Source organism: Reyranella sp. CPCC 100927, from assembly GCF_007859315.1.
GTDB lineage: Bacteria > Pseudomonadota > Alphaproteobacteria > Reyranellales > Reyranellaceae > Vineibacter.
In genome coordinates, this window is record NZ_VOHA01000007.1 from 113,524 (window position 1) to 136,112 (window position 22,589).

At 66.1% G+C, this 22,589-nt stretch carries 24 protein-coding genes; 13 read left to right on the top strand and 11 right to left on the bottom strand.

Features of this window, described 5'->3' with window-relative positions; translation table 11 throughout:
- The 5 genes from FQU96_RS20200 to FQU96_RS20220 all read right to left on the bottom strand — a co-directional run bounded on the left by FQU96_RS20200 (position 1) and on the right by FQU96_RS20220 (position 5,383).
- Entirely contained in the window at positions 1-663 is a 663-nt protein-coding gene (locus FQU96_RS20200; protein WP_255468420.1) for a TRAP transporter small permease subunit, read from the bottom strand.
- Positions 664-770: 107 nt separating this feature from the next.
- Positions 771-1,814, bottom strand: a complete 1,044-nt coding sequence (dctP, locus tag FQU96_RS20205) for a TRAP transporter substrate-binding protein DctP (RefSeq protein ID WP_146543138.1) — start codon at positions 1,812-1,814, stop codon at positions 771-773.
- Positions 1,815-2,032: 218 nt separating this feature from the next.
- The gene (locus tag FQU96_RS20210; RefSeq protein ID WP_146543139.1) at positions 2,033-2,338 is read right to left on the bottom strand and encodes a putative quinol monooxygenase; all 306 of its coding nucleotides are present in this window, start codon (positions 2,336-2,338) and stop codon (positions 2,033-2,035) included.
- Between the two features lie 59 nt (positions 2,339-2,397).
- Entirely contained in the window at positions 2,398-3,651 is a 1,254-nt protein-coding gene (locus tag FQU96_RS20215; RefSeq protein WP_178130605.1) for a S9 family peptidase, read from the bottom strand.
- Between the two features lie 46 nt (positions 3,652-3,697).
- Complete coding sequence (locus tag FQU96_RS20220) at positions 3,698-5,383, bottom strand: amidohydrolase family protein (protein ID WP_146543141.1); 1,686 nt, start codon at positions 5,381-5,383, stop codon at positions 3,698-3,700.
- A gap of 181 nt (positions 5,384-5,564) precedes the next feature.
- On the opposite strand from FQU96_RS20220, the gene FQU96_RS20225 reads away from it, so the two are divergent.
- The 6 genes from FQU96_RS20225 (at position 5,565) to FQU96_RS20250 (ending at position 11,400) form a co-directional block, all read left to right on the top strand.
- Positions 5,565-5,852 (top strand): type II toxin-antitoxin system ParD family antitoxin, encoded by a 288-nt coding sequence (locus FQU96_RS20225; RefSeq protein WP_146543142.1) that lies wholly within the window; start codon positions 5,565-5,567, stop codon positions 5,850-5,852.
- Positions 5,842-6,147 carry a type II toxin-antitoxin system RelE/ParE family toxin gene (locus FQU96_RS20230; RefSeq protein ID WP_146543143.1) on the top strand — a complete coding sequence of 102 codons (306 nt, stop codon included), beginning with the start codon at positions 5,842-5,844 and terminating at the stop codon, positions 6,145-6,147. Before FQU96_RS20225 ends, FQU96_RS20230 begins: the two co-directional genes overlap by 11 nt.
- Before the next feature lie 28 nt (positions 6,148-6,175).
- Positions 6,176-7,243, top strand: a complete 1,068-nt coding sequence (locus FQU96_RS20235; protein WP_146543144.1) for a tartrate dehydrogenase — start codon at positions 6,176-6,178, stop codon at positions 7,241-7,243.
- 129 nt (positions 7,244-7,372) lie between these two features.
- On the top strand, positions 7,373-8,356 hold the full coding sequence (locus FQU96_RS20240; protein ID WP_146543145.1) for a tripartite tricarboxylate transporter substrate-binding protein: 984 nt from the start codon (positions 7,373-7,375) through the stop codon (positions 8,354-8,356).
- Between the two features lie 378 nt (positions 8,357-8,734).
- Positions 8,735-10,540, top strand: coding sequence for an ABC transporter ATP-binding protein (locus FQU96_RS20245; RefSeq protein WP_146543146.1), 1,806 nt, complete (start codon positions 8,735-8,737; stop codon positions 10,538-10,540).
- Between the two features lie 98 nt (positions 10,541-10,638).
- On the top strand, positions 10,639-11,400 hold the full coding sequence (locus tag FQU96_RS20250) for a DUF2259 domain-containing protein (RefSeq protein WP_146543147.1): 762 nt from the start codon (positions 10,639-10,641) through the stop codon (positions 11,398-11,400).
- Positions 11,401-11,432: 32 nt separating this feature from the next.
- Here FQU96_RS20250 and FQU96_RS20255 read toward each other — a convergent pair whose 3' ends face one another.
- The 4 genes from FQU96_RS20255 to FQU96_RS20270 all read right to left on the bottom strand — a co-directional run bounded on the left by FQU96_RS20255 (position 11,433) and on the right by FQU96_RS20270 (position 14,482).
- Complete coding sequence (locus FQU96_RS20255; RefSeq protein WP_146543148.1) at positions 11,433-11,912, bottom strand: hypothetical protein; 480 nt, start codon at positions 11,910-11,912, stop codon at positions 11,433-11,435.
- Between the two features lie 113 nt (positions 11,913-12,025).
- Complete coding sequence (locus tag FQU96_RS20260; RefSeq protein WP_146543149.1) at positions 12,026-13,084, bottom strand: alkaline phosphatase D family protein; 1,059 nt, start codon at positions 13,082-13,084, stop codon at positions 12,026-12,028.
- A gap of 103 nt (positions 13,085-13,187) precedes the next feature.
- Entirely contained in the window at positions 13,188-13,922 is a 735-nt protein-coding gene (locus FQU96_RS20265) for an SDR family NAD(P)-dependent oxidoreductase (protein ID WP_146543150.1), read from the bottom strand.
- Positions 13,919-14,482 carry a helix-turn-helix domain-containing protein gene (locus tag FQU96_RS20270; protein WP_146543151.1) on the bottom strand — a complete coding sequence of 188 codons (564 nt, stop codon included), beginning with the start codon at positions 14,480-14,482 and terminating at the stop codon, positions 13,919-13,921. The genes FQU96_RS20265 and FQU96_RS20270 overlap by 4 nt, the downstream gene beginning before the upstream one ends.
- Before the next feature lie 117 nt (positions 14,483-14,599).
- On the opposite strand from FQU96_RS20270, the gene FQU96_RS20275 reads away from it, so the two are divergent.
- Positions 14,600-14,794, top strand: a complete 195-nt coding sequence (locus FQU96_RS20275; RefSeq protein WP_146543152.1) for a hypothetical protein — start codon at positions 14,600-14,602, stop codon at positions 14,792-14,794.
- Positions 14,795-14,828: 34 nt separating this feature from the next.
- Here FQU96_RS20275 and FQU96_RS20280 read toward each other — a convergent pair whose 3' ends face one another.
- Positions 14,829-15,761, bottom strand: coding sequence for a LysR family transcriptional regulator (locus FQU96_RS20280; RefSeq protein WP_146543153.1), 933 nt, complete (start codon positions 15,759-15,761; stop codon positions 14,829-14,831).
- Between the two features lie 90 nt (positions 15,762-15,851).
- Between FQU96_RS20280 and FQU96_RS20285 the strand changes: the two genes are divergently transcribed.
- From FQU96_RS20285 to FQU96_RS20310, 6 genes are all read left to right on the top strand, one after another.
- On the top strand, positions 15,852-16,667 hold the full coding sequence (locus FQU96_RS20285) for an NAD(P)H-dependent oxidoreductase (RefSeq protein ID WP_146543154.1): 816 nt from the start codon (positions 15,852-15,854) through the stop codon (positions 16,665-16,667).
- Positions 16,668-17,051: 384 nt separating this feature from the next.
- Positions 17,052-17,348 (top strand): putative quinol monooxygenase, encoded by a 297-nt coding sequence (locus FQU96_RS20290; protein WP_146543155.1) that lies wholly within the window; start codon positions 17,052-17,054, stop codon positions 17,346-17,348.
- Positions 17,349-17,378: 30 nt separating this feature from the next.
- The gene (locus tag FQU96_RS20295; RefSeq protein WP_146543156.1) at positions 17,379-17,873 is read left to right on the top strand and encodes a VOC family protein; all 495 of its coding nucleotides are present in this window, start codon (positions 17,379-17,381) and stop codon (positions 17,871-17,873) included.
- Positions 17,874-17,910: 37 nt separating this feature from the next.
- Positions 17,911-18,894 carry a substrate-binding domain-containing protein gene (locus FQU96_RS20300; protein WP_146543157.1) on the top strand — a complete coding sequence of 328 codons (984 nt, stop codon included), beginning with the start codon at positions 17,911-17,913 and terminating at the stop codon, positions 18,892-18,894.
- Complete coding sequence (locus FQU96_RS20305) at positions 18,875-20,413, top strand: sugar ABC transporter ATP-binding protein (protein ID WP_146543158.1); 1,539 nt, start codon at positions 18,875-18,877, stop codon at positions 20,411-20,413. The genes FQU96_RS20300 and FQU96_RS20305 overlap by 20 nt, the downstream gene beginning before the upstream one ends.
- The gene (locus tag FQU96_RS20310; RefSeq protein ID WP_146543159.1) at positions 20,410-21,417 is read left to right on the top strand and encodes an ABC transporter permease; all 1,008 of its coding nucleotides are present in this window, start codon (positions 20,410-20,412) and stop codon (positions 21,415-21,417) included. Before FQU96_RS20305 ends, FQU96_RS20310 begins: the two co-directional genes overlap by 4 nt.
- Before the next feature lie 181 nt (positions 21,418-21,598).
- Here FQU96_RS20310 and FQU96_RS20315 read toward each other — a convergent pair whose 3' ends face one another.
- Complete coding sequence (locus FQU96_RS20315) at positions 21,599-22,585, bottom strand: isopenicillin N synthase family oxygenase (protein ID WP_146543160.1); 987 nt, start codon at positions 22,583-22,585, stop codon at positions 21,599-21,601.
- Between the last annotated feature and the right edge of the window lie 4 nt (positions 22,586-22,589).

The following is a 22,589-nucleotide window of genomic DNA, read 5'->3' on the forward strand; positions in this document are numbered from 1 at the left end:
TCAGCCCCGTTTTCTTTGCCGCTGTTCGATCTCGAGCGCGCGCATGGCGTCGTCGATCTCCTTGCGCGCCGCCTCGGCCATGCTCTGTGCGACCGGCACTGCCACCGGCGTGCGCGTCGGGTCCAGGAACAGGCGCAGATAGCCCGCCAGCTGCAGCAGCAGCCGCAGCCAGAGCGTGGCAAGCGCCACCGGCACGACCAGCTTGGCGGGCCACAGCGGCAGCTTGATATCCATGCTCGAGTCGCCGATGCGCCAGGCGCGCTCGAAATTCTGCCAGGTGCTGTAGACCAGCAGCCCGATGACCACGAGCCCGATGACCACGGCGAGTGACTCGAAGAACCACAGCCGCCGCCCGCGCAGGGTGCCCAGCACGATCTCCATGCGGATATGGCCGCCCTGGCTCTGGCAGTAGGAGATGCCGGCGATGGCATAGAGGATGGCGAAGAACTCGATCCAGTCGATATAGCCGTCGATCGGGAAGTCGAAGACCGTGCGGCCCAGGATCTGGATCATGCCCACGATCATCAGCACGAAGATCGAGAGCGCGGCGAGCAGGTTCAGCCCTTCCTCGAGCCGGCCATACCAGTAGTCGAGCCGCGCGATCAGCGGCGCGTCAGCCGGCGGCCGGCCGGCGCTGGGCGAAGTGCCATGTGCGGCGGCCACGAAGCCTCCTGATGTGTTGTCCGGGAGCGCGGGCGTCCCGCCCGCTCATGTCAGATGAAAGCAAGGCTTTTGTCCGGATGCGGGCGAGATGCCCGCGCTCCCGGGGCTCAGCTCTTCTTGGCGGCGTCGCTCGCCGACTTGAGGATCAGGTCGAGCAGTTCCTGGGCAGGAATGCCCTTGGCCGACATGTCCTTCACCCACTTTTCCCACACCGGCTTGCCGCCGACCTCGCGGAAGGCCTCGAGGTCCTTGTCGCTATAGGTGACGAACTCGATCCCGCTCTTCTTGAACAGCGGCAGGTATTTCGCGTCCGCTTCGCTGTAGCCCTTGATCAGGTTGTCCTTGATGTGCGGCCGTGCTTCGTCGAACAGCGCCTTGTAGGCCGCCGGCAGCTTGGCCCAGGCGTCCTTGTTGATCAGGATCGGGCAGGCCTGCGTGCCGGGCGCCATGTTGGTGGTGAACCACTTGCTGATCTCGTACGTCTTGTACGAGCCGTGCGCGTAGGTGCTGGGAAACGACACGGCATCGACCGCGCCACGCTCCAGGGCCGTGTAGACCTCGGTCGCGTCGACCGAGGTCGGCACGGCGCCAAGATTGCGCATGGCCTCGCCGATGCCGCCGATGGCGCGGACCCGCAGGCCCTTGAAGTCGGCCAGTGTCTTGGGTGGCTTGCCACGGCCCATGAACTCGTACTGCGGCAGCAGGCTGGAGACGTAGAACGTGGCGTTCCACTTGCCCATTTCCTGCTGGATATAGGGATGCTTGTGGTAGGCGTCGTGCACCTTCCACTGCGTTTCGAAGTCGGGCAGCGGCAGGAAGGGCAGGTCGAGCCCCGTGTAGGCCGGCTGCTTGTCGGGGTGATACGACGAGCAGATCATCGTCATGTCGAGGCCGCCGACCGACAGGATGTCGAGCAGCTCCTTGGGACCGCCGAAGCTCTCATAGCCGATGGCGATCGCGAACTTGCCGCCGGTGCGCTCCTTGACGTGCTTGGCCAGCGTCTCGACACCGGCCGTGGCGGCGCGCGGCTTGCCCCATGTCGCCAGCTTCCAGTTGAGCTTGGGCCCATCGACGGTCTGCGCGCCGGCATTCGACACGGCGGCCAGCAGGAGCGCAACAGCGCCCGCCGCGATCTTCCACGGATACGTCATGACGTCCTCCCGACAAACAATGGGCGGCGTTGTCCGCCGCTCCGTGCTCTGATGTTAGACCGTGTCCTCGCAGGCTGGCAAACGATCATGTACCAGCCTGCGTCTGTCATCCCGAGCGCAGCGAGGGATCTTTCGATGTAGGCGCACCGCGCTTCACTTTCAGAAGATCCCTCGCTGCGCTCGGAATGACAACTGTATCTGACGCGTGATTCCCGATCCTACGCCGGCGACAGCACGTGGATCGCGCGGCTGGCGATCATGTCGCGTGTCTTGGCGGCGTAGCTCGCCATGTGTGGCGCCGCGGCATGGGCCTTCAGCGCCTCCATGCTTTCCCACTTCTCGATCACGACGAACGTGTCGGACCCCAGCTTGGCGCCGGCCGCGAAGCCGTCAGCATCCGTCGCCGGGCCATATTCGATGCAGCCTTTCTCGGCGTGCACGTTGGGGACGTTGGCACGGAACTCCTTGAGGACCGCCTCGCGTTGGCCGGGCTTGGTGGTGATGATGGCAAGAACATGGATCATGCGGTCTCCTCCGTCGTTGGGGGTGCCTACAATAGACACCCACGGAGGTCTTGTCGTGCTCAGAGCCGTTGCAGCATGTCGAGGACGCGTTGCTCCCAGAGGATGGCATGACTCAACAGGTCGTGGCCCTCGCGCGGGACGCCGGAATAGATCAACAGCTCGCCGGTGCCGCCGGCAGCGCGGTAGGCGTCGAAACCGCGTCGGATGAAGGGCACGCTGAAACAGCTGTCATTGTCGCCATAGAGCCACAGGGTGGGCTTGCGAACCGAAGCACCGGCCTTGGCGAAGCGGTCGACCGTATAGCGGCCCTTCAGGAAAGTCTGCTCGTCGCGTTCGCACCAGCCGCCGCCGGAGAAGTTGATGGCGCCGATCGCCGCATCGGGGCGCGCCGCGAGGTATTCGATCGCGATCATTCCGCCACGCGAATGGCCGCCCAGCATGATGCGACTGGCGTCGATATCGGGCCATGTGCGCACCGCTGCCACCACGGCATCGACGTCGGCGATATCGGCGGCAATGCGGCGATCGCCATAGGCTGCCGTCGGTGGACTGTCGGGGCGGAATTCCGGCAGCAGCGTGCCGCCGGAACCGCCGGTGCCGCGGCGCATCATCTCGAGGACGGCCCAGCCCTGGCTGACGAACAGGCGGGCCAGATCGCCGTGGCGTTTCACCAGGTATTCGTAACCGGGCGTGACGTCGCCGTGTCCCATCAACAGCAACGGCGCCGGCCCCCGACGGGATGACGGATAGTAGGTCGCCTTCAGCGTAATGGGCCGTCCTGTGTCGGGATCCGTCATCGGGATGTCGACCATGTGCCAGGGGCGTGCATCGGTGTTGGTCAGCGCGGTGCGGTGCGGTATCGCGGGCAGCCGATCGAACACGACGTAGCGCACGTCGTGCCATGTCCCGCGCCGCTCAAGGCGGCCGAACAAGCGACCGTCGGGCAAGATCCGATAGCGCGCGGAAACGTTCGGTGAGAGTTCCGCCCGCAACTCACCGTCGACGACGCGGCCAGGGCTGTCGGTGAAGCCGGCGGGGAAGGGGCGTCCCTTATCCCGATCGTATGCGAGTGTTACACGCAGGAGGCCCGCCGACGCGCCGCTCTGCACGACGAGTGCCGCCGGTCGTTCCTCGTTCCAGGCATCGTGCGCCCACACGCCGAGGAAGGCACGTTCGGCGCTGCCGGTGGACGCCGTCGGTGCAACAGTGATGTCGGCTGGCAGTGGAATCTCGGCGCGCGCGATTGTCGCGGTCCCGATGATCGCGCATGTCAACCAGACGCTTGCCAGGCAAGCCCGAACGATCGAGCGCATCCTCCGATCATATAGCCGATCGGTTGCTGATGCGCGTCCCCGGCGGTCAGCTCGCGCGACCGTGACGCAGCAATCGGCCGGGCAGGTTGCCGTCAGCCGCCGCGACGTCCTGGCCATTACGGCGGATCACGGCGCCGTTCACGATCACCGCGTCGATACCGTGGGCATCGGCGATCAGCCGGTCGGCACCGGCCGGCATGTCGTAGACGCGCCGCAGCTTGCTGGGCCCGACGGTGGCGGGATCGAAGACGACGACATCGGCCGGCCGTCCCGCCGCCAGCAGGCCGCGGTCGCTGATGCCGAACATCTCGGCCGGCCGCTGCGTCAGGTGATGCACCGCCTGCTCCAGCGACAGGGTCTTCTTCTCGCGCACCCAGTGGCCCAGCAGATAGGTGGAATAACAGGCGTCGCACAGCTGGCTGGCGTGCGCGCCGGCGTCCGACAGCGCGATCACCGTATGGGGGTCGGTGATCAGGTCGGCGACCTCGTTCTCGTCGAAGTTCAGCACGGCCATGCGGAAGCGCGCGCCCAGCGCATTGTCGAGGCTGAGGTCGAACGCCAGGTCGACGGGATCGATGCCGCGCTGGCGGGCGGCAACGCTCAGCGGCAATTCCTCCAGCTCGCGTGCCGTCGGCGCCCAGGCGATCACCGTGCGGTCCCACCAGTTGCGGAACACCGGCGTGAGTTCGGCCGTGAAGCGCTGGCGCCACGCCTTGTCGCGATAAGCGCGTTCGCGCGCGCCGGGCGAGCGCGCGTCCTCGGCGGCAAGCTCATTCATCATCTTCATGACATCGAAGATGAATGGTTCGGCGAACGTGAACTCGAAATTGAGCGGCCGGCAGCTGACCTGCGGGATCACGAGCGCGCCGCTCTTGCGTTGCTCGGCGGCGAGGTCGAGCTGGCGGCGATGGCCGCCCGGTCCGTACATGTAGGACAGCAGCGCCGTCCACGTCACCGGCACGCCATGCTTGCGGCTGACCTCGGCCATCTCCTTGGTCGAGAACGACTTGCCGATGGTGATCTGCATCAGGCCGCGCTTGAGCGAGCCCATCACCGACACCAGCTCATCCATCTCCTCGACAGTCGCCTGGCGGCTGGGCACCGGCTTGCCGCCGAAGCCGTTGTGGGTGATCGACGCCGAGGTGCCGAAGCCGATGGCGCCGGCTTCCATGGCCTCGCTCACCAGGCCTTTCATCGCCTTGACTTCGTCGGCGGTCGCGGCGCGCTCGGTGGCGTCCTCGCCCATCACGTAGAGACGCAGCGGCGTATGGCCGAACAGGGCCGCGATGTTGATCGCCGAGCCGCGCTTTTCCACGGCGTCGAGATACTGTGGAAAGGTCTCGAACGGCCAGTCGTCGCCCAGGCCCGCCTGGAGTGCATCCAGGCTCATGCCTTCGACCTTCTCCAGCGTCTGCAGGATCAGCTTGCGGTGCGCCGCCCGCGTCGGCGCGACGCCGAAGCCGCAGTTGCCGATCACGGTCGTCGTCACGCCGTGCCACGGCGAGATGCTGAGCATGCGATCCCACAGGATCTGCGCGTCGTAGTGCGTATGCACGTCGACGAAACCTGGCGCCACGACCCGGCCCTTGGCGTCGATGGTGGTGCGCGCATCACCCTGGGCCTTGCCCAGCGCGACGACCTTGCCGTCCTTGATGCCGACGTCGCCGGCGTAGCCCGCCTTGCCGCTGCCGTCGATGATGGTGCCGCCGGTGATCTTGAGGTCGAATGCCATGGCGGCCTCCCTGGGGTCCGTGTCCGATGTGAATGGTTGTTTACCGGCCGCATTGTGCCGACGGCAAATGCCGTCGGCAATGTCGCCGATGCATGGCTGGGGTAGCCGATAGGGGGAGCGGATGCCACCATTTGGGTTGGTACCGGCGATGTAGTAGAGTCCCGAGCCGGAGGCGTGACGGATGAAGCGGTTCGAAAAGCTAAGCGTGACATTGCCCGCTGAACTGGCCGAGATGGTCCGCGGCCGGGTTGAAGCTGGGGACTTCGCTTCTGACAGCGAGTTGGTTGGCGAAGCGCTGCGTATCTGGAAGGAGCGAGATGCCAGCTTGGAACAGGCGCTCCTGCGGGTACGCGCTAAGATCGAGGAAGCATTGAACGATCCACGGCCCTCGGTCTCGGATCACGATGTGGGTCAGCATCTTGAAGAACTGCATGCCGCGACGGTGAAAGCACGCGGCAATGCCGCGTGAGCTTATTTACCGGCCATTGGCTGAAGAAGATCTTCAGGACATTTATCTCTATATCGCCGCAGATAATCCGCAGCGCGCCTTCGACTTTGTGAGTGATATCCGTAGTCGGTGCGTGCTGCTGTGTGACACGCCTGCGTTGGGACCGTCCCGTCCGCGATTGGGTGCCGGTTTACGCATCTACCCCATCCGTCGTCGCGTTGTCGTGATCTACCGTGTCTTGGAGACCGCGATCGAAGTCGTGCGCGTCTTCTATGGTGGCCGCGACATTGAAACGCTATTGGCAGACAGCGAGTAAAACCTTTCGGCTCAAGCGGAGTAGAACGATGGCCACGCATAAGATCGCAGTGATTGCCGGGGACGGGATCGGCATGGAGGTGGTGCCGGCCGGCATCGAGGTGATCGAAGCGGCAGGGCGGCGCTTCGGCGTCGAGTTCCAGTGGACCGAATTCGACTGGAGTTGCGAGCGCTATGCCAAGACCGGCGAGATGATGCCCAAGGATGGGCTCGACCAGCTGCGGGCGTTCGAGTCGATCTTCCTGGGGGCGGTCGGCTGGCCCGGTGTGCCCGACCACGTGTCGCTGTGGGGGTTGCTGATTCCCATCCGGCGCGGCTTCGACCAGTACGCCAACGTGCGGCCGGTGCGGCTCTTCGAGGGCGTGCAGTGCCCGTTGGCCGGCCGCAAGCCCGGCGAGATCGACTTCTACGTCGTGCGCGAGAATACCGAGGGCGAGTATTCGTCGAGCGGCGGCCGCATGTTCGAGGGCACCGAGCGCGAGTTCGCCGTCCAGGAAGCGATCTTCACCCGCCACGGCGTCGATCGCATTCTGAAGTACGCCTTCGACATGGCGCGCACGCGCCAGAAGAAGCACGTGACGTCGGCCACCAAGTCCAACGGCATCATCCACACCATGCCGTTCTGGGACGAACGCTTCGCGGCCGTGAAGGAGCGCTACCCCGACGTCACGACCGACCAGTTCCACATCGACATCCTGACGGCGCACTTCGTGCGCAACCCGCACTGGTTCGACGTGGTGGTGGGCAGCAACCTGTTCGGCGACATCCTCTCCGACCTCGGCCCGGCGGTGGTGGGCTCGATCGGGATCGCGCCCAGCGGCAACATCAATCCGGAGCGGGCGCATCCCTCGATGTTCGAGCCGGTGCACGGCTCGGCCCCGGATATCGCCGGCAAGGGGATCGCCAACCCCATCGGCCAGGTGTGGTCGGGGGCCATGATGCTGGAGCATCTGGGCCACAAGGACGCCGCCGATGCCGTCGTGCGCGCCATTGAGATCGTGCTGGCGGGCGGGGGGCCCAAGACGCCTGACCTGGGCGGCAACGGCGGCACGCGCGACCTCACCCGCGCCATCGTCGAGGCGGTGAAGGTGGCCTGACCCGCCCGGTGGCGACTTTCCTCAGTCACCGATGTTGACGCCGATCACGATCCGATGCTGAGTCACCGCATCGGACGACGCACATTCGCATCGTCGATGAAATAAAGAGAACTCCGCAGGGGGTGTACAATGTCTAGACGTCTCTTCATCGGCCTGATGGGGGCCGCCGCCGTCGTGGCGCTGACCGGCCCGGCCGTAGCGCAGAACTACCCGACCAAGCCGATCACCATGATCGTGCCGTTCGCCGCCGGCGGTCCGACCGACGCTCTGGCCCGCGTGATCGGCCAGAAGATGAGCGAGAAGCTCGGCCAGCAAATCGTGGTCGACAATGCCGCCGGCGCCGGCGGCACCATCGGCGTCGCCAAGGCGGCGCGCGGCGCGCCCGACGGGTACACCGTGCTGTTCACCCATATGGGGACGCTGGCCGTCAACATCGCGCTCTACAAGTCGCTGCCCTATGACAGCCAGAAGGACCTCGTGCCGGTCGGGCTCGCGGGCACCAATCCGATGGTGCTGGTGACCAAGAAAGGCTTCCCGGCCAAGGACTTCAAGGAGTTCAAGGACTACGTGGCGGCCAACCAGAAGAAGGTGCAGTACGGGATGGCCGGCATCGGCGCCGCGTCGCACCTGGGTGGCCTGATGCTCAACAGCATGATGAAAGTCGAAGTGCTGGAGATCCCCTACAAGGGTACCGGCCCGGCGCTCAACGATCTCGTCGCCGGCCAGTTCGACTACATGGTCGACCAGGCTGTGAACGTGCTGGCGCAGATCCAGGCCGGCAACATCAAGCCGCTGGGTGTCAGCACCAAGAAGCGTCTGGCGCAGCTGCCCGACGTGCCGACCATCGACGAGTCCGGCCTGCCGGGCTACGAGGTGACGATCTGGAACGGCCTGTTCGCACCCAAGGGCACGCCGGAGGCGATCGTCACCAAGCTGAATGCCGTCCTGGGCGAGGTGCTGGCCGACGAGGCCGTGCGCAAGCGGCTGATGGATCTCGCCGTCGACCTGCCGACGAAGGAAGAGGCGACGCCGGCGGCGCTGGGTGCCCAGCTCAAAGCCTCGATCGACAAGTGGGTCCCGGCCGTCAAGGCCGCCGGCGTGCAGCCGGAGTAACCACCGAGCGTTCCAGAGCCTGTATTGAACTGGCGGCTGCCGACGCAGCCGCCAGTTTCCGCATGCTGCATCGAATGTGAAGATCGCAACGGTTGCTTCGCGTCCCGGTTTGCGATATGAACGCCGCCCTTGGCGATACCATTGAGCGCGGGAGGCGTGCATGTTGATCATCATCAGCCCGTTCGTCTATCGCGATCGTCCCGGTCTTCGGACCGGCCATTAGGTCGCCCTCGGGTGGCTCGGCCAGCGCAGCGGCCACACCCGTCTAACCCCGTCTTCTAAACGACAGCGCCTTGTGTCGGCGCCGCGATGCGGCGCCAGCGCGGCTTTGTCTCCAGCAAGGATCGGATGGTGCCCGCGCGCCATCCGTATGCGGCCATGACTCTGCGTTCCATTGAAAAAGCCGGTGATCCGTTCCGGCGAACCCTGCGCTTCGTCTTCGCGCAATGGCGGCGTCAGCCCAGACTGGCGCTGACGATCATCGCCTGTGTCGTCGTCTTGACCTTGGTCGAGCTGTTGATCCCGCTGCTCGCCGGCAAGCTGATCGACGTGGTGGCCGATCGACTCGCCGATCGCCGGACGTCGCTCGATGCGGCGATCGAAATCTTCATCGGCCTCGCCGGCATGGGTGCTGCCATGGTGGCGCTGCGCTTCGGCCTGTTCCGCGGCATCGTGCGCTTCACCTTGCACATGATGAAGCAGGTGGCGGAGGAGGCATTCTGGCGCGTGCAGCGCTTCTCGACCGACTGGCACGCCAACAACTTCGCGGGCTCGACGGTGCGCAAGGTCAGCCGCGGCATGTGGGCGTTCGACCAGCTCAACGACACGCTGATGCTGGCGCTGCTGCCCGCGGTCTCGGTGCTGGTGCTGGCCACGATATCGTTCGGCGCCCGCTGGCCCGTCATGGGCCTGGTGATCGGCGTCGGCAGCTCGGCCTATATCGTGTTCGCCTCGTTGATGGCGCTGCGCTACGTGGCGCCGATCGCACAGCTGTCGAACCGCTGGGATACGCGCCTGGGCGGCACGCTGGCGGACGCCATCACCTGCAACCCTGTGGTCAAGGCATTCGGCGCCGAGGACCGCGAGGATGTGCGGTTGGGGCGCGTGTTGAAGCGCTGGCAGTCGCGCACGCGGATGACGTGGAGCCGCGCGGTCATCAACGGCACTGTGCAACAGGTCGTGCTGCTGTCGATCCGCCTGTCGGTGACGGGCGGCGTGATCGTGCTGTGGTGGCAAGGGAACGCCACGGCCGGTGACGTCGCCTATGTGCTGACGACCTACGGCGTCATCAACGGCTACCTGCACAACATCGGTGATCACGTCACCAACGTGCAGCGCGCGGTGAACGAGCTGGAGGAACTGGTCGGCTTCCATGACGAGCCGCTGGGCGTCGACGATCAGGCTGGCGCCGTGCCGCTGCAGGTGAAGGAGGGGCGCATTGCCTTCGACAAGGTGATCTTCCGCTATCCCGGGCAGACACGGTCGGTCTACACCGACTTCTCGGTGGCGATCGCGGCGGGCGAGCGTGTCGGCCTGGTCGGTCACTCCGGCTCCGGCAAGACGACGTTCGTCAAGCTGGTGCAGCGCCTGTACGACCTCGATGCTGGCCGCGTGCTGATCGACGGCCAGGACATCGCCGGCGTGACCCAGACCAGCCTGCGCCGGCAGATCGCCATCGTTCAGCAGGAGCCGGTGTTGTTCCACCGGTCGCTGGCCGAGAACATCGCCTACGCGCGGCCTGATGCCAGCCTGGCGGCGATCCAGGAGGCGGCGACGCTGGCGCACGCGCACGACTTCATCGCGCGCCTGCCCAAGGGCTACGACACCCTGGTCGGCGAGCGCGGCGTGAAGCTGTCAGGCGGCGAGCGTCAGCGGGTGGCGCTGGCCCGTGCGTTCCTGGCCAATGCGCCGATCCTGATTCTCGACGAGGCGACATCGAGCCTCGACAGTGAATCGGAGGCGCTGATCCAGCTGGCGATGCAGAAGCTGATGCGCGGCCGCACCACGCTGGTGATTGCGCACCGCCTGTCGACGGTGCGCCAGCTCGACCGCATCCTGGTGTTCGACGAGGGCCGCATCGTCGAACAGGGCGACCACGAGGCGCTGGTCGCCCGGCCGGACGGCCTCTACCGCCGCCTGGTCGAGCGCCAGATGGACGGACCGGCATCGCGCCTGGTGGCGTAGATGCCTGTGACACCGGTGTAGCGAAGGATCTCCGCGGACTTCAGGGCCGAGCGATTCTTCGCTACAGTTCGAGACCAAAGCAACGGGCACGGGCGCACATGCTTCGATGTTTCTTCCTCGGCCTGGTGACGGCCATCCACCTGGGGCTGTCGGCGGCTGGTGCCCGGGCCGGTGACGGGGCTGCCCTGAACGTGCTGGGCTTCTCCGACGATGGCCGTTATTTCGCGTTTGAACAGTACGGCACACAGGATGGTTCGGCGTTTCCGTTCGCCGAGATCGCCCTTGTCGACACGCAAGCGGCGACCAGCCACGACCGGCCTTTCATGGTCATTCGCGAGGTGATCCAGAGCGAGAATGCCGGGCAGGAAACCGTCCGCGCCAACGTCCTTGCGCGGGCGCGACCCCATCTCGCCGCCATGAAGATCCAGCGGCAGGGCATGGTCGTCGCCATCGACCCCGTGGCGCGTCCGTTCGAGGCGCTGCTGCCGATGGATGTGCCTGTCGTACGCCGGCTGGAGGCCAGCGAGCTGCGGCTGTCAGATCCCACGCGCGGCGGTGCCCTGGTGCTAGGCCTCAAGCAATGGAAGATGTCCAGCCCGCACTGCTCAACCGTGGCGCCCGGGGAGACCTGGGCCTTTGCGGTCACGGTGTCGAAGGACGGCTCGCCGGCCCGGGACATTCATGTCGACGCCGAACTACCCGATGCGCGGCGCTGTCCGCATACCTACGGCCTGGTCGGGGCATACATGCAGGCTCGCAAAAGTGGCGGCGCCGTGATCGCCGTGGTCGTCAGCTACTACCCGGTTGGATTCGAGGGGCTCGATCGCCGCTTTCTGGTCGTCACCGCCGATCTCAAGTGACCTAGGAGCGCGGACCGCTGGTCCGTCCGTGTTCAGACTTTCCGAGGGCGGAGATCGGTGCCGACCGTCACGTCCAGCTCGAACTTCACTTCATACGGCTTGCCTTCGAACATTGAGACGGTGCCATTCGTCTTGAACCGTCCCTCGACGCGGTTGCCGGCGAGCTTCACGTCGGACCCTTTGACGGGGCCGATGGCCGTTATGGGGCTCTGCGGAAAGCTGGGGTGGATGAGCTGGGCTTCGAAGAGCTCGCCACCGGGGCTGTGGAGCGAGATCGTTACCGCGCTGCCGAGTTCGCCGAACTCCGCGTCCGACCGGGGATTTTTCGAGGCTGCCTGGTCCTTCTCGGAAAGAACGATCACGACGGCATCCTTGCCCGACTGACCGTCGCGCTTGTAGGCGCCGGCAAAGCGCAACTTGGCTTCCTTGCCGTTGCCGACGAAACGGCCGGTGACGGTATCGGCAGCGAACACCGCACCAGGCACCAGCGGGATGAACGCACTGCCCGCCATGAAAAATCGCCGATTCATATAATCCCCCCATTGTCCATTGGGGTCGATCATACCAGCCCAGGGCACCGTTATCTGACCAGCCGGGGATCCGCGCCGCCGTTACCTGATGGAGGTCATGCTGGTTTGAGGCCGTCCAGGTGCACCTCGGCCCGGCGCACGGCTTGGCCCGCTTCGTCGCGGATGGCCAGGGCGACCTTGCCCTCCCACCAGTCGACGTCAATGGTGCCGAAATTGGGCGCGCCGTAGACGCCGCCCAGCCGGTTGGGGCCGGCTTCGCGCGGGTTGGGGAAGAACTTGTTCAGCCCGCTCGAGGTGGCCTCCAGCAGCGGATAGGGTGTCCCGTTGGTCTCGCGATAGAGCGCACCCAGATGCCGATCGCCCGAGATCAGCACCACGCCGTTGGCGCCGGTATCGCGGATGGTGTCGTAGAGCTTCTGCCGCTCGCGCGGGAAGTTGCCCCAGCGCTCCCAGCCGTGGCCGTCGGCCACCATCTGGATGCCGGAGCCGATGATCCGCAGATCCGCCGGCACGCGCAGCTGCTCGGCCAGCCACGCCCATTGCGCTTCGCCCAGGATCGTCTTGGCGGGATCCTCGTCGGGCAGGTAGCGCTCCTTGCCTGCCGCATTGCGCTCGTCCGTCGGGCGCCATGGCGACTTCGACCAGCGCACATCCAGCAGGATCACCTGCACCCGCTGGCCGGCCTGTCCGAACAGGCGGGCGTCATGGACACCCTCGCGCGACCGCCGCGGGTCGTCGGCCGCCGCCTTCCAGAAATCAAGGAAGATCGATTTCGCCTCATCCTTCAGCGCGAAGCCGACGCCACCGTCATTCTGGCCGTAGTCGTGATCGTCCCACACAGCCATGTGCTGTACATCGTGCCGCAACCGGGCGTAGCCCTCGATTCCGTCCGTGGCGGAATAAGCCGTCCGCATGCTCTCGATCGTGGCCGGGCCCGCCACGTAGTCGGCATAGACGTTGTCGCCGAGAAACAGGAACAGGTCGGGCCGGTATCCCAACACGGCATCCCACACCGGCTGCGGCTTGGCCTGGTCGGCGCATGAGCCGAAGGCGATGCGGGTGACGGGCCGCGGCTGGGCTTGCGCGATCGTGGGAAGCGCGACGGAGGCGATCGACGCGGCGATCGCCTGGCGGCGAAGGAGGGGGCGCGACATGAGACTCTCGACCTGACCTGAAGCTGACCTGTGGCTCGGGCAACCGGGCGGCGGAAGAATACGTCAGCCGAGCGAAAAGTAAGTGACAATGTTGTCCCGCGCGCTACCACGACTCCATGTAGGGCCTGAGATCCATTTCGAATGTCCACGCGTCCCGCGGTTGGGCGTGCAGGAAGTAATAGGCGTCGGCGATGTGGTCGGGGTCCATGATGCCGTCCGCTGCCTTCAGCGCGTACTTTTCCGGAAAGAGGCGGCTGACGGGCGCGGTGTCGATCAGGCCGTCGATGACCACGTGTGCGACGTGGATGTTCTGGGGGCCCAGTTCCTTGGCGGCGGATTGGGCCAGCGCCCGCAGCGCCTGCTTGGCGCCGGAGAAGGCAGCGTACGCCTTGATGCCGCGCAGTGATGCCGTCGCGCCCGTAATGAGAATGGTGCCACGCCCGTGCCGTGCCATGCGCCGCGCCGCCTCGCGCACGCACAGAAACCCGGAGAAGCAGGCGATTTCCCAGGTCTTGAGGTATTTCTGGGACTCGGTCTCGAGCAGGGGCCACCACACATTGGGACCGATGTTGAAGACCAGGACACGCGGCGGGCCGGCTTCCCGCTCGGCGCGATCGAACAAGGCCTGAGCGTCGTGCTCCTCGCGCGCGTCGGCGCCGATCGGCAGGCAGTGGCCGCCGCTCTCGCAGATCTGGTCGGCGAGCGTCGCGAGCTTCTCGGCCTGCCGCCGCACCGGCACCGCGACCAGGCCGGCGGCCGCGAAGCGGCGCGCGATGGCGCTGCCCAGTGCATCGCCGGCACCGATGACGACACAGGCTTCGCGCGCCGACGCGGTCATGGTTGCCGCGCCGGTTTGGCCGGGCGCCGCCCGGCCACCGGCCCTCGGCGCAGGCGCACCTTGGCGCCGTCGCGTGCGCGCTTCTGGGTCATGAGCGCATCGCGTTCGTCACTCATCAGGCGGCCCGGCTCGATCACGACGTCGCGGGCGCTGATCGGCTGACCGCAGCAATCGCAGACCAGGTTCAGCGCCGTCGCGTGACCGCAGGCTTTGTGCCGCATCGCCGCCGGTGGGCCACCCTTGAAGCCGCCCCAGCGATCGCCCCAATGCTTGAGCGCCACCATCAGGGGCCACAGGTCGAGCCCTTTCTCGGTGAGGTGATATTCGTGGCGCAGCGGTCGTGCGTTGTACGAGCGCTTGGCGATGATCCCGTTGGCCTCCAGCGCCCGCAATCGGGTGGTGATGAGGACAGGCGAGGCGCGGACCTGGGCCTCGAACTGATCGAACCGGTGCGAGCCCAGGAAGAGCTCGCGCACGATCATCAGTGTCCACGGATCACCGACATCGCCGATGGCCCGCGCCACAGGGCAAGTCAGGTCCCCCACGTCGGTACTGCGCATGGCTCCTCCTTGGATTCCGTCATAGCGTGAGCCGGATGCCTTGTCACTTCAAAAAATGAAGTGCTATGGTTCCGGCATGCCGCTGCGCACATGGGGAGGTCGCGAGACTGCAAATCGATGACGCGTGACCGGAATGAGGAAAAAGAAATCCTGGTCTGCCTCGAGTGCGGGCAGCTCATCACCGTGACGATCCCGGCGGGCATGACGGAAGCCGAGTTCGCCCGCGGCATGAACCGCGGCAGATTCATGATGCTGGCGATCGGCGTCGTCGTCTTCGCCGTGATGTGGTCGGTGCTACTGCTGGTGGCGTAACGATCGTGCGTGATGCCCGTCGTAGAGACTCTCGCTACACGTCGGCGATACCTTCGTGCTCGTCGCTCTGCACGTTGACAGCCGACGTGATCGCCGTCCGCAGCCAGCGGTGGCCGCTGTGACTGTGAGTGCGCTCGTGCCATACCATCCCGACGGCGAATCCCTCGACGGGGAAAGGACAATCGACGGCCTGCAGCGCGCCGGCATGATCGCGGATCAATCGTTCCGGGACCAGGGCCACGAAATCCGATTGAGCCACCATCGCCGGCACGAAAAGGAACGAGGTTGCCGACAACACCACGTTGCGGCTGTGACCGAGCGCCGCCAGCGTGTTGTCCACGGGCGTGACGAAATCACCGCCGCGCAGGGATACGATCACATGCTCCAACGCGGCGAATTCCGCGACGGTGAGTCCCGGCCGCAGGCGCGGATGATCGCGGCGGCCGATCAGCACATAGCGCTCGTCGAACAGATGGCTGGTGTACAGATGGGGCGGGGCAACCTGCGGCGTCATCAGCGCCAGGTCGACATCGCCGCGCGCCATCTGCGCCTCCAGGTGCGATATGTCGAGATTGCGCAGCGCGACGCGGATGCCGGGCGCCATCGTTCTCAGCTCGGTGACGAACGGCATGATCACCGCCGCCTGCAGGTAATCGGTGCAGGCGATCGCCACGGTCAAGGTGGCCGTGGCGGGATCGAACGGCCGGTGCGTGTCGACCGCGGCGCGAACCTGATCAAGCGCCTGGTGCAGTGGGTCGAGCAGCTCGATGGCCTTGGCCGTTGCCGTCATCCCGCGCTGGGCGGGGATGAGCAGCTGGTCGTCGAACACGTCCCGCAGGCGATTGAGCTGGGCGCTGACCGCGGGTTGGCTGAGATTCAGGCGGGCAGCCGCCCGGGTGACGTTCTGCTCCTCCAGCAACGCCTCCAATGTGACCAGCAGGTTGAGGTCGAGGCGCTTGCTATCCATGCCGTGGATGGTAGCGGAACACATCCGTGATTTCAAACAAGGCCCGGCGCCACCGACATTCCCGCCAGTACACAACGGTTGGATTGTCCCATGAAGAAGAAAATTCTGATCGTCCATGCGCATCCCGAGCCGACGTCGCTGACGCGCCAGCTCGTCGACGTGTCGGTGCAGACGCTGGAGCAGCAAGGTCATGACGTCCTGCTGTCGGACCTGTACGGCATGCGCTGGAAGGCCGTGTTCGACGCCGACGACTTTCCCGCACGCGCCGATCCGCAGCGACTGTCCTTCATCGCCGAGTCCGGGCATTCCTATGCCAGCGGCCGGCAATCGGCCGACATCGCCGCCGAGCAGGACAAGCTGCTGGCCGCGGATGCCGTGATCCTGCAGTTCCCGCTGTGGTGGTTCGGCATGCCCGCCATCATGAAGGGCTGGGTGGACCGGGTGTGGGCCTATGGCCTGGCGTACGGCTACAAGGACGCCGGCAACCGGTATCGCTACGGCGACGGCGGTTTCAAGGGCCGGCGTGCGCTGCTGTCGGTGATGGTCGGCGGCCCCGCGGAAGACTATCTGCCGCGCGGTATCAACGGACCGCTCGACCAGCTGCTGTTTCCGATCACCCACGGCACGCTGTTCTTTCCCGGCATGGACGTGCTGCCCACGCACGCCGTCTACGGCGCCGGGCGCATCACGGCAGAAGGCGTGGCGGCGGCGAAAGAGGGGTGGCGCCAGCGCCTGGCACGCCTCTTCGAAGAAGCGCCGATTCCCTTCCGGCCGCAGAACGGCGGCGACTATCCGGACGGCCATGTGCTGGCGGGCCACGTCGCGGTCGGCCAGAGCGGATTGACGGCTCATGTCGCCGAACCATCGCTCGCACCGCGTGCGCGTCTGGTGGGAGCCGTGACGTGAAGAATTCCCTTCTCCCCGCGCAGGCGGGGAGAAGGTGCCCGTTTCGGTACTTCGACGCTTTGCGTCGAAGTACCTGAGGCGGATGAGGGGCTTCGCGATGTTGATGCCGATCGCGTTGATGCAAGAAAAACTGCATTCGATCGCGATACCGATGAAGCCCTCATCCGGCCGCCGCTTCGCGGCGTCCACCTTCTCCCCGCCTGCGCGGGGAGAGGGGCATCGCGCGCTCTAAGTCTCGGCCAATCCGGCGCTTCGTCGAAGCGGCACCAAGGGCGCGCCAGCTATCCACACGATGGATGGCAGCCCAGCACATCGGCGATTTCAAGGATCGCATCCGGCGATCGAGATTGCGCCCGCCACACACGCCATCAGGAGTCCTTTTCGATGTCCACGCTGGTCATCATCGGCAGCGCCAAGGCCAAGCCCGGCAAGGCCGACGCCGTGCGCCCGATCCTCAAATCGCTGCTGCTGCCCACCTTGGCCGAGGAAGGCTGCCTTCGCTACGAGATGAACGAATCCGAAGACGGCCAGAGCTGGGTGTTCACCGAACTGTGGGAAAGCCGTGCCCTGTGGGAGCGCCACATGGAGTCGGCGCAGGTGGCCCGCTTCAGGGCGATCGCCGGCGACATGACGGAATACTGGGAGATCTTCCAGGGCCACCTGGTGCGCCCGGGCAGCTGATCCCATCCCTCATCCGTTCGAAGCGAAGCCATGCCCGCCACCAGCCTTTTCCACATCGCCATCAAGACCGGCAAGCCCGACGCGACCCGGCGCTTCTACGAGCAGGTCTTCGGCATGACCGAAGCGCCGCGACCACCGTTCGAATTCCCGGGCTACTGGATGCAGCTCAGCACGCCCTACGGCGGTTCGATCTTCCACGTCTACACGGGGCCGGCGGCCCTGGGTAACGACGGACGCGTACCGGTGGGCAGCGGCGCCATCGACCATATCGCGCTGTCGGCCCATGGGTTCGCCGAGACGCGCGCGCGCTGCCGGGCCTTGGGCGTTCCCTATCGCGAGCGGTCGGTGCCGGGCTTTCCGCTGTGGCAGCTCTTTGCCTACGACCCCAACGGCATCCAGTTCGAGCTGAACTTCCACTCGGCCTTCGAGGCACGCGAGGGCGTGGCGGTGGACCCCGACAACTTCATCAAGGCGGGCCTGGAGTGGTTCGACCCGCAGGCTTACCGGCAGTTCGAGACGGCGTGACGCCGTCTGCGTCAATCGATCAAGGGAGGAAACATCAATGAACATGAAATCAACGGCATGGCGCACGGCCGTGCGCGTGCTGACGGCGAGTGCTGTTGTCGTGGGTGGTGCGGCGACGGCGCTGGCGCAGGCGGACAAGCCGTTGACGATCGGCGTCATCGAGCTGTTTCCCAATCCTCACTTCGCCGAGGCGCGCAAGGGCATCGAGGCGTTTGCCAGGGACAACAACGTCAAGGTGATCGTCCAGAACGCGAACCTGGATGCCACCAAGGAAGCGCAGTTCGTCCAGACGTTCATCACGCGCAAGGTCGATGCCATCCTGATGTCGGCCGTCTCGCCGACGGGCTCGCTGTCGGCGCTGCGTCTGGCCAAATCAGCCCGCATCCCGGTCGTCTGCTACACCACCTGCGTCAACCCGCCGGACGACAAGGACCTGGTCCAGGCCTTCATCAAGAGCGACAACCGGGGCCTGGGTGTCACCACCGGCCAGCAGGCCGCAGCTCATATCAGGAACGCGTTGGGCGGCAAGGCCCGGATCCTGATGCTGACCTGCGAGTCCTATGATGTCTGCAAGGAACGGCGCAAAGGACTGAACGAGCAGCTCGCCGGCCTCGACGTCAAGATCCTGGCGGAGCAGGAGGGCTTCCAGGTCGACAAGGCGCGTCCCATCGCCGACTCGATGCTGGCGGCCCATCCCGACGCCAATGTCTTCATCGCCCAGAACGAGGACGGGATCATCGCCGCGGCGCAGGCGATCAAGGCCAAGGGGCTCGCCGGCAAGGTCGCGGTGTTCGGCATCGACATCAACACCCAGGTCGCCCAGCTGATCGCAGCGCCTGACGGCATCGTTCATTGGACCACGGGACAGGATCCCTACAGCCTGGGCACGCGCGGCCTGGCGGCTGCGGTCAAGGTCGCCCGCCAGCAGTCCGTCGGCGACTTCTATCAGCTCGCGGCCTCGCCGACCTTCAGCAAGGACAACCCGGCCGCGGCGCGGAAATATGCTGCCGACCGTCGCTAGGCCGGACGCGGCCGTCGACGCGACGACGCTGATGAAATCCTATCCCGGCGTGCAGGCCCTGAACCGTGTCGACTTCGCGGTTGCGCCGGGTGAGGTGCGGGCGCTGCTGGGCAAGAATGGCGCCGGCAAGTCGACGCTGGTCAGGATCCTCTGCGGCGCCGAAGCACCCGACGGCGGTACCGTGCGGATCGCCGGCCGCGCGGTCGACATGTTCACGCCGCGGCATGCCCGTGCGCTGGGCATCGCCACGGTCCACCAGGAGCTCAGCCTGGTGCCGGAGTTGAGTGTCGCCGAGAATATCCTGCTGGGGCGTTGGCACCGCAGCCGGCGTGGCGGGTTCATCGCCCGGCAGGCTCTGGAGCGCGAGGCTGGCGCCGTGCTGGCCGCGTTCGGTGTGGCGATCGATCCCGCCGTCAAGGTGCGCACGCTCTCGATTGCCCAGCAGCAGCTGGTCGAGATCGCGCGCGGCCTCTCGTTGCAGCCCAGGGTTCTCATCCTCGACGAGCCGACGAGCTCGCTGCCGGCCTCGGAGGTCGACATCCTGCTGCGGACCATCCGTGCTTTGTCGGATCGCGGCGTGGCGGTGATCTACGTCTCCCATCGCATGGACGAAATCCAGCGGATCGCCCACAGCGTCACCGTGCTGCGTGACGGCCGCCACATCGAGACCCGTCCGATCGCCCATGCGTCGACGGCCGAGATCGTGCGACTGATGACCGGCGGGCCGGATGCCGCCGCATCGGGCCCACGCGGGATGCGGCCTTTGGGCGACGTCGCGCTCAAGGTGAGAGGACTGACGACCGCCAAGCTGCGCAGCGTGACTTTCGATGTCCGCGCCGGCGAGATCGTCGGCCTCGCCGGTCTGCTGGGCTCGGGGCGCACCGAACTGCTGCGCGCGATCTACGGCCTCGATCCTGTCGTGGCGGGCGGCATCGCGATCTTTGGTCGCGAACCGGCCGGCCGCTCGCCGCGCGCCATGATCCGCCAGGGCGTCGGCCTGGCGCCGGAGGATCGCAAGAAGGAGGGGCTCGTGCTCGACATGAGCATCGCGGCCAACCTCGTGCTGGCGGCGATGCACAAGGTCGTGCACCGCATGATGCTGTCGCGCCATCGCCAGGCACAGCTGTCGCAACGCACCGCTGCGCGCCTGTCGATCAGGCTGGCGCGTCCGTCGGATCTGGTGCGCACCCTGTCGGGCGGCAATCAGCAGAAGGTCGTGCTCGGCAAATACCTGAACGCCGATGTGAAGGTGTTCCTGCTCGACGAGCCGACGCGTGGCGTCGACATCGACACCAAGCGCCAGATCTACGCACTTCTCGACCAACTGGCGGCACAGGGGACTGCGGTGCTCGTCGCATCCTCCGAGGTCGAGGAGCTGATGTTGCTGTGCGACCGGCTGCTGCTGATGAAGGACGGCGGCATCGTGGACGAGCGCATCGTCGCGCAAACGAGCCTCGCCGACGTGATGGCGATTGCCATGGACGGCGCACACGAAGCAGGGATGGACGGACGACCATGACGATCAGAATGATGATCTCCAGTGCCGCAGAGCGCCCGGCAGCGCCCCGATGGTTCGGGCGGCTGGAGGGCGAAATCTCGGGCCTGCTGGCAGCGTTGATCCTGGTGAGCGTGCTGGCGGCGCTGTTCGCGCCCAACTTCGCGACGACCGGCAATCTTCTGGACATTCTCCGGCAGGCCGCCTTCACCGGGATCATCGCCTGCGGCATGACGTTGATCATCGTTGCCGGCGAGATCGACGTCAGCGTCGGATCGGCGATCGCGTTTTCCTCGGCCTTGTTCGGGATCCTCACGGCCTCGTTTCAGCTGCCGTTGTGGGTGGCTGCGCTCGGCGTCGTCGCCTTCGGGGTTGCGGCCGGCGCCGGTGCCGGCGCCATCCGCGCGTACTTCAACATTCCGTCATTCATCGTGACGCTGGCGATGTTCTCGGCCCTGCGCGGTGCCGCCATGCTGATGACCGATGCGATACCGGTGCCGATCCTCGATGAGGGCTTTCAGGTCTGGGGCAACGGCACCGTCCTGGGCTTGCCCGTGCCGGCGCTGATCCTGCTGGCGAGCGTCGCGGTGTTCACCGTCCTTGCCGCATGCACTGTCTTCGGCCGCTCGGTGTATGCCATCGGCGGCAACGCTGATGCCGCGCGCCTGTCCGGCATCCCGGTCAAGCGCATCCGAACGGTGCTCTTCGCCCTGACCGGCGGGCTGGCCGCGATCAGCGGCCTGCTGATGACGTCACGCCTGGGCGCCGGCAACCCCAACATCGGCTTTGGCGTCGAGTTCGCAGTCATCACGTCGGTGATCGTCGGCGGTGCCAGCCTGTTCGGCGGCAAGGGCTCGATGCTGGGCACGCTGCTGGGCGGCCTGTTCATAGCCGTACTCAACAACGCCATGGTGCTGCTGGGCATCAACGCCTACGCCCAGGACGTCGCCAACGGCATCGTCGTGCTGCTGGCCGTGCTGGTCAGCACGCGCGCCGCGGACTGGGGGCGCCTGCGCCGCAGACTGTGATGCCGGCGTTGCTGCTGCCAGGGATCTTTACCTTCCCCCGCTTGCGGGGGAAGGTGGCGCGCAGCGCCGGATGGGATGTGTTGCAGCGCAAATGGCGCTCGCCACCGAATGTCGACGCTGTTTCCGCAACCCCCATCCGCCCTTCGGGCACCTTCCCCCGCAAGCGGGGGAAGGTAAAGAATTATGCGCCGTCCTGGCGCTTTGCCTTGCGATAATCGTAGGTCGAGTCGAAACGTTGCTTCAGGTAGTCGCCCCAGGTGATGGGCGGGTATTTCGGCGCCTCGCCGTCGCGGTTGCAGCCGGGTATGCATTCGACCAGCGTGTGATAGGTCGGATCGAAGAAGAACGGGATCGAGTACCGCTCACGCCCCGTGGTGTTGATCACGCGATGCGGCGTCGACAGCCAGCGGTCGTTGGTCCATCGCTTCAGCATGTCGGCGATGTTGACGACGAACGTGCCGGGGACATAGGGCGCGTCGATCCAGCCGCCGTCGCGGCGGCGCACCTGCAGGCCGCCGACCTCGTCCTGGGCCAGGATGGTGACGAAGCCGTAGTCGGTGTGCGGGGCGATGCCGAATTCGTTCTCGGCCCGCGTCGGCGGCTGCGGCGGATAGTGCAGCAGGCGCACGAAGGGCATCGGCTTCTTGAAATAGGGCAGGAAATAATCTTCGTCGAGATCAAGCGCGCGGCCGAAGATGCGCAGCACGGTATCGCCCACGTCCCTCAGGGCATTGAAATAGGTATCGATGGCCGGGCGCAGCGCCGGCATGGCGGTAGGCCACTGGTTGGGCCCATGCAGCGGCACGCCCGCTTTCACGTCCGGATCGTCGGGCCCGAGGTCGAGGCCGGCCAGGAATGTCTCGTTGAAGTTCGGCTTGAGGTCGGCGGTGTATGTCGAGTTGTTGATCGGCATGAAGCCGCGGTGGGAATTGTTGATCTTGACCGTCAGCTTGTCAGCCTCGGGCAGGGCGAAGAAGGCGCGCGACGCATTGAAGGCACCGTCGATCACCGCCTGGTCGACGCCGTGCCCGGCGATATAGAGGAAGCCCACGGTCTCGGCCGCTTCCTGCACCTGGCGGACCACCTGGTCCTTGGCCGATCCGTCGCGGAACCCCGCGATGTCGATGATCGGGATCGTATCGACGGCCACGTCGCTATGCTCAGGCATCTTT